We start from the raw sequence: 6,582 nt of genomic DNA, 5'->3' as shown, positions 1-6,582 counted from the left end.
GCATCGGCATGATCCGCCATGTGATCGCGGGCGTGCTGATCCTGGCGATCATCGAAAACGCGATGAACCTGAAGAACATCGACACCTTCTACCAATATGTGATTCGAGGTTCGATCCTGCTGCTGGCCGTGGTCATCGACCGCATGAAACAACGCTGACTCCAGGCCATGTGAGGACTGAGTGTGGGAGGGGGCTTGCCCCCGATAGCGGTGTATCAGAGCAAAAATTGCAGCCTGACACTCCGTAATCGGGGGCAAGCCCCCTCCCACAGTAAGGCGGTTCGATGTGGTTGCTGGCAGCGGTGATTGAGTCCATGAAACAAAGCTGAGCCCTGGTCATGTGAAATCAAAAGGTGGGAGGGGGCTTGCCCCCGATAGCGATGTGTCAGACCCGGATGTTCAAACTGACCCACAGCCATCGGGTAAAGCCCCCCCGCCACATAGATATCCGCACTGTGTTGCCCTCGGGTATTTGCCATAATGGCGCCCGTTTTCGTACTTCCCAATAGGCCCGATATGCAGGAAAACGCCCACACCCCCGCCAAAGACGCCGCTCCCACCGGCACCCAGACCCTGTTGCGTGGCCTGGGGGTGGTGCAAGCGGTGGCGGCGGGTGCGCGGGATCTGAAAGAGATCGCCAGGCGCATCGGCACCACCCGCAGCACCACTCACCGCCTGGCCAGTTGCCTGGTGGACGAGCGTTACCTGCGTGTGGTGCCGCAAGTCGGTTATCTGCTGGGCCCCAAGTTGATCGAATTGGGGTTCCAGGCACGCGAAGAGTTGCCGCTGGTCACCCTGGCAGTGCCCTATCTGGACGAGCTCTCGGCGCTGACCGGCGACACCATCCACCTGGCCATCCGTGAACACGACGACGTGCTTTACCTGCACAAGAACCCAGGCCGCTACGGGCCGGAAATGCGCTCGCGGGTCGGCCACCGCATGCCGTTGGCGCGTACCGGGGTGGGCAAGGCGATGTTGCTGGATGACTCGGTACAGGAGTGGCAACGCCTGTACGACGCCAGCTTGCCGGCAGGAGGGAAGAATCTGCAGTGGCCCCATCATCCGGAGCAATCCTGGGCGCAGTTCGAGCAACGCATGCACGAGTACGTAGCGGGTGGTTATGCCTTCGACTTGGAAGACAACGAACCGTCGATCCGTTGCGTGGCTGCACCGGTGCGCGATGTCAGCCGGCGGATCGTCGCCGGCATCAGCATCGCCAGTACCGTGCCCTACATGCCGCTGGAAAAAATGGCCGAGCTGATCCCTGTGATCAAACAGGTCGCAGCGCGGCTGTCGGCGGAGTTGGGCGCCAAGGCCTGATCAGACCTTGAGGGTCGCCATGTCGATGACAAAGCGGTACTTCACATCGCCGGCGATCATGCGGGTATAAGCCTCGTTGATCTGGCGGATGTCGAGCATTTCGATATCGCAGGTGATGTCATGCTCGGCGCAGAAATCCAGGACTTCCTGGGTTTCGGCAATACCCCCGATCAACGAGCCGGCCAGCACTTTACGGCCCAGCACCAGCTTGGCGGCGTTGACGGGCGGGTCCACTGGCTCGATCAGGCCCACCAGGATATGCACGCCGTCAAAGCGCAGGGTATCGAGGTAGGGGTTCAGGTCGTGCTGCACCGGAATGGTGTCCAACAGGAAGTCGAACTGCCCGGCGGCGGCTTTCATTTGCTCGGCATCGGTGGACACGATCACATGATCGGCGCCCTGGCGGCGGCCTTCTTCGGCCTTGCTCGCGGAGCGGGTGAACAGCGTCACTTCGGCGCCCATGGCCTTGGCGAACTTGATACCCATGTGGCCCAGGCCGCCCATGCCGAGAATCCCGACTTTGTCGCCGGCCTTCACGCCGTAGTGCTTGAGCGGCGAGTAGGTGGTGATGCCCGCGCACAGGATCGGCGCAGCGCTGGCCAGGTCGAGCTTGGCCGGGATCTTTACCACAAAATGCTCGCTGACCACGATGCTGTCGGAGTAGCCGCCCATGGTGTTGCTGCCGTCCACGCGGTCGGGGGTGGCGTAGGTCATGGTCGGGCCTTCAAGGCAGTATTGCTCCAGGTCCGACTGGCAGGCCTGGCACTGGCGGCACGAATCGACCATGCAGCCCACGCCCACCAGGTCGCCGACTTTGTGCGCGGTGACGCTGGCGCCCACGGCGGTGACTTTGCCGACGATCTCATGGCCGGGCATCAGCGGGTAGACGGCGATGCCCCACTCGTTGCGTGCCTGGTGAATGTCGGAGTGGCAGACGCCGCAGTACAGAATCTCGATGGCCACGTCGTCGGCCCGTGGGCTGCGACGTTGGAAACTCATGGGGGCGAGGGGAGTGGTGGCCGACTGGGCGGCGTAACCGATGGCGGTGTACATGGGGAGAACCTCGCAAAAGCAATGGCAAGTGAGGCGGGCCATTGTCCCCATCGACTTGGTTGGCGGCCATGGCGATTGCTCCGAGTCTTATGCCTAAAGCTCCGGGGGAGCAGCTAAAAGCAGCAAGCTGCAAGCCGCAAGCTATAAACTGCGCGCTCTCTTGCAGCTTGAGGCTTGAAGCTTGCTGACGCTCAGATCTGAAAACTCCCGAGAACTGCTTTTATGCTATTGACCCGCCATCTCGACGCCAACGCCACGCTGGTTTCCTTGATCGAGGGCCTCACGACCCGTGACGGTTTCTCCCCGACCCACTTGCCTGGCGTACAGGTTTTGCGTGCCAGTTGTGATGTGGCACGCGGCCCGCAGATCTATGAGCCGAGCCTGATGTTCGTGGCTCAGGGCAGTAAGGTCGCGTACCTGGGACCGCGCACGCTGGAGTATGGTGCCGGGCACTATCTGATCCAGGCGATGCCGGTGCCGTTCGAGTGCGAGACCTTCGCCATGGCGCCTGGTGCACCGCTGTTGGGCGTGACGGTGGCGATCGACCGCGTGGTGCTTGGCGAGCTGGTCATGGCCATGGGTATTCAGGCCGGTCCGCCGCCCGCTGCGCAGACGTTGGCATCGATGAGTTCGGTGGTGCTCGACGAAGCGATGCGCGGCTGCGTCGAGCGGCTGTTGCAGTGCCTGCACGATCCGCTGGAAAGCCGGATCATCGGCCCATCGCGGGTGCGCGAATTGCTGTTTACCGCCTTGCGCGGGCCCCAGGCCGATGTGCTGCGCGCGCTGGTGGAGCAACAGGGGCAATTCTCACGCATCGCCACCTCGTTGAATCACCTGCATGCCCATTACGCCGAGCCGCTGAATATCGAGACCCTGGCCGGCTATGCACATATGAGCGCGTCGACCTTTCACGAGCATTTCAAGCGTTGCACGTTGTTGTCGCCGGTGCAGTACCTCAAACGGCTGCGCCTGCTCAAGGCCCAGCAATTGCTGCTGGTGGACGGCATGGGCGTGGCGCAGGCGGCACACAGCGTGGGGTATCAGAGTACGTCGCAGTTCAGTCGGGAATATAAGCGCTACTTTTTGCGCAATCCGGGTGAAGAACGAGCGGCGTAGGGAGTTCAGGCGAAGACACAAATCCCAAGGTGCGAAGGGGCCTCCGATGGCGGTGTGAAGTCAGCATTTCTGCAACTCACCACCGATATCGGGGGCAAGCCCCTCCCACATTGGATTGATGTTAACTATAAAAAAGGCTCCCATTTGGGAGCCTTGTCTGGCTTACATATTCGGGTAAGTCGGCCCGCCCGCGCCTTCCGGCGTGACCCAGGTGATGTTCTGCGAAGGGTCCTTGATGTCACAGGTCTTGCAGTGCACGCAGTTCTGGGCGTTGATCTGGAAGCGTTTCTCGCCGTCTTCTTTCGTCACCACTTCATACACCCCGGCCGGGCAGTAGCGCTGCGCCGGTTCATCGTAGAGCGGCAGGTTGGTGCCGATCGGGATGCTTGGGTCTTTCAATTTCAAGTGGCACGGCTGCTCTTCTTCGTGGTTGGTACCGGAGATGAACACCGAGCTGAGCTTGTCGAAGCTCAATTTGCCGTCGGGCTTGGGGTAATCGATTTTCTGGCTGTCCTTGGCCAGTTTCAGGCAGGCGTAGTCCGGCTTGGTGTCGTGCAGCGTGAACGGCATCTTGCCGCCCAGAATGTTCTGGTCGAACCAGTTGAAGCCGGCGCCGAGGATCGGGCCGAACTTGTGCATCGCCGGGCCGAAGTTGCGTGTGGCGAACAGTTCTTCGTAGAGCCAGCTGGACTTGAAACTGTCGACGTAGGCGGTCAGTTCATCGCCGCCTTCGGACGCGGCGAACAGGCGATCGGCCACGGCATCGGCGGCGAGCATGCCGGACTTCATGGCAGTGTGGCTGCCTTTGATCTTGGCGAAGTTCAGGGTGCCGAGGTCGCAACCGATCAGCGCGCCGCCTTTGAAGACCATCTTCGGCAGTGAGTTCAGGCCGCCTTTGCAGATGGCGCGGGCGCCGTAGCTGACGCGTTTGCCGCCTTCCAGGTACTGAGCCAGTACCGGGTGATGCTTGAGGCGCTGAAACTCATCGAACGGCGACAGGAAAGGGTTGCTGTAGGACAGGTCGACGATCAGACCCACCACCACCTGGTTGTTTTCCAGGTGATACAGGAACGAGCCACCGGTGTTCTCGGCGCTCATGATGTCCAGCGGCCAACCGGCGGTGTGCACCACCAGGCCTGGCTGGTGCTTGGCCGGGTCGATTTCCCAGATTTCCTTGAGGCCGATGCCGTAGTGCTGGGCGTCGGCATCGCTGTCCAGGTTGAAACGCTGGATCAGTTGCTTGCCGATATGGCCACGGCAGCCTTCGGCGAACAGCGTGTATTTGCCGCGCAGCTCCATGCCGGGGGTGTAGAGGCCTTCCTTGGGGTTGCCTTCACGGTCGACGCCGAGGTCGCCGGTGATGATCCCGCGCACCACGCCGTTTTCATCGAACAGTGCTTCCTGGGCGGCGAAGCCGGGGTAGATTTCCACACCGAGGTTTTCGGCCTGTTGGGCCAGCCAGCGGCACAGGTTGCCCAGGGAAATAATGTAGTTGCCTTCGTTGTGCATGGTCTTGGGCACAAAGAAGTCAGGCACCTTGGTGGAGGTGTCGCTGCTGCGCAGTACATAGATGTCGTCGCGCACCACCGGGGTGTTGAGCGGGGCACCGAGTTCTTTCCAGTCCGGGAACAATTCATTCAGGGCGCGTGGTTCGAATACGGCACCGGAGAGGATATGGGCGCCGACTTCAGAGCCTTTCTCGACCACGCAGACGCTGATTTCCTTACCGGCTTCGGCGGCCTTCTGCTTCAGTCGGCAGGCGGCGGACAGGCCAGCCGGGCCAGCGCCGACGATGACCACGTCGAATTCCATGTATTCGCGTTCCACAGGCTATCTCCTACTCAAGGCTCAACAGGCTTTTTTTCTAATGGGTGGAGGTTCGGTTTCGTCTTGCAGACAGGGCAAGACCCACCTCTCTCTCTAGGTGGCGCATTATATATAGACCACCGACAGCGTCCAATACAAACGTTTGTTTGAATTGCCCGCAGGCTAGATAAATCAAAGCAACGCGGCTTATGACTGACCATTTTGCCGTATTGACCAGAATAGGCGTTCCGGTCAAGATACGGTCGGTTTTGCGCTTACCGTAGGCAGACAGCAGGTTTCAAGAGCACGTCCAAAAGCAATGCAACGGCATGAACGGCGGGTACGCGTGCAGAGGGTGGCGCGCAGTTTACACGCCGCGATAGAGAATGACCTCCCAGTCACTCCTGACGAACGGTCTGCATTTTACTGTCGATTCGCCGCTGCGGTTGTTTTTGGAGGTGCCCTTGTGTGCCGATGAGCATCAACCGCCAGGTTCGCCTAGGCGACTTTCTTTTCACCGGAGAGTAACGAGGAATCCATGAAGGTTCTTGTAGCTGTCAAACGCGTTGTCGATTACAACGTGAAAGTTCGCGTCAAGGCGGACAATTCCGGCGTCGATCTTGCTAACGTCAAAATGTCGATGAACCCTTTCTGTGAAATCGCTGTTGAAGAAGCGGTGCGCCTGAAAGAGAAAGGCGTCGCGACTGAAATCGTCGTAGTGTCCATCGGCCCGACCACCGCTCAAGAGCAGTTGCGTACTGCCCTGGCCCTGGGTGCCGACCGCGCCATCCTGGTCGAGTCCGCCGAAGACCTGACCTCTCTGGCCGTGGCCAAGCTGCTCAAGGCCGTTGTCGACAAGGAACAGCCCCAGTTGGTGATCCTCGGCAAACAAGCCATCGACAGCGACAACAACCAGACTGGCCAGATGCTGGCTGCACTGACCGGTTACGGCCAGGGCACCTTCGCTTCCAAAGTCGAAGTGAGCGGCGACAGCGTTGCCGTGACCCGTGAGATCGACGGCGGCGCCCAGACGGTTTCCCTGAAATTGCCGGCCATCGTCACCACCGACCTGCGTTTGAACGAGCCGCGCTATGCGTCCCTGCCAAACATCATGAAAGCCAAGAAAAAGCCGCTCGAGTCGCTGACTCCGGATGCCTTGGGCGTTTCCACCGCCTCCACCAACAAGACCATCAAAGTCGAAGCGCCGGCTGCACGCAGCGCGGGCATCAAGGTCAAGTCGGTGGCTGAACTGGTCGAGAAACTGAAAAACGAAGCGAAGGTAATCTGA

Annotated in this window: 5 protein-coding genes and 1 pseudogene; 4 read left to right on the top strand and 2 right to left on the bottom strand. The window is 60.4% G+C overall.

Going from position 1 to position 6,582, the window contains the following annotated elements; translation table 11 throughout:
- Positions 1–158 (top strand): annotated as a pseudogene (locus QRN10_RS18655) (L-arabinose ABC transporter permease AraH); the annotation flags it as partial.
- Positions 159–515: 357 nt separating this feature from the next.
- On the top strand, positions 516–1,319 hold the full coding sequence (locus QRN10_RS18650) for an IclR family transcriptional regulator (protein ID WP_285428861.1): 804 nt from the start codon (positions 516–518) through the stop codon (positions 1,317–1,319).
- Here QRN10_RS18650 and QRN10_RS18645 read toward each other — a convergent pair whose 3' ends face one another.
- A complete protein-coding gene (locus QRN10_RS18645) occupies positions 1,320–2,372 on the bottom strand; it encodes an NAD(P)-dependent alcohol dehydrogenase (protein WP_253508971.1) in 1,053 nt (350 codons plus the stop codon). It abuts the gene before it with no gap.
- A 222-nt stretch (positions 2,373–2,594) separates the two neighbouring features.
- Between QRN10_RS18645 and QRN10_RS18640 the strand changes: the two genes are divergently transcribed.
- Complete coding sequence (locus tag QRN10_RS18640) at positions 2,595–3,488, top strand: AraC family transcriptional regulator (protein ID WP_181081710.1); 894 nt, start codon at positions 2,595–2,597, stop codon at positions 3,486–3,488.
- A 162-nt stretch (positions 3,489–3,650) separates the two neighbouring features.
- Here the strand turns inward: QRN10_RS18640 and QRN10_RS18635 are convergent, their stop codons facing one another.
- The gene (locus QRN10_RS18635; protein ID WP_181081709.1) at positions 3,651–5,315 is read right to left on the bottom strand and encodes an electron transfer flavoprotein-ubiquinone oxidoreductase; all 1,665 of its coding nucleotides are present in this window, start codon (positions 5,313–5,315) and stop codon (positions 3,651–3,653) included.
- A gap of 517 nt (positions 5,316–5,832) precedes the next feature.
- Here QRN10_RS18635 and QRN10_RS18630 point away from each other — a divergent pair.
- A complete protein-coding gene (locus tag QRN10_RS18630) occupies positions 5,833–6,582 on the top strand; it encodes an electron transfer flavoprotein subunit beta/FixA family protein (protein WP_181081708.1) in 750 nt (249 codons plus the stop codon).

It is taken from the genome of Pseudomonas sp. lyk4-R2A-8, assembly GCF_030209095.1.
GTDB classification, from domain to species: domain Bacteria; phylum Pseudomonadota; class Gammaproteobacteria; order Pseudomonadales; family Pseudomonadaceae; genus Aquipseudomonas; species Aquipseudomonas quebecensis.
Note: the sequence above shows the minus strand (reverse complement) of the source record. Positions and strands in the feature narration are given on the sequence as shown.

What these genes read in the sequence shown, in the direction of transcription:
- QRN10_RS18630 (WP_181081708.1), top strand. Translation starts at nt 5,833, where the DNA reads ATGAAGGTTCTTGTAGCTGTCAAACGCGTTGTCGATTACAACGTGAAA.
- QRN10_RS18645 (WP_253508971.1), bottom strand. Translation starts at nt 2,372, where the DNA reads ATGTACACCGCCATCGGTTACGCCGCCCAGTCGGCCACCACTCCCCTC.
- QRN10_RS18650 (WP_285428861.1), top strand. Translation starts at nt 516, where the DNA reads ATGCAGGAAAACGCCCACACCCCCGCCAAAGACGCCGCTCCCACCGGC.
- QRN10_RS18640 (WP_181081710.1), top strand. Translation starts at nt 2,595, where the DNA reads ATGCTATTGACCCGCCATCTCGACGCCAACGCCACGCTGGTTTCCTTG.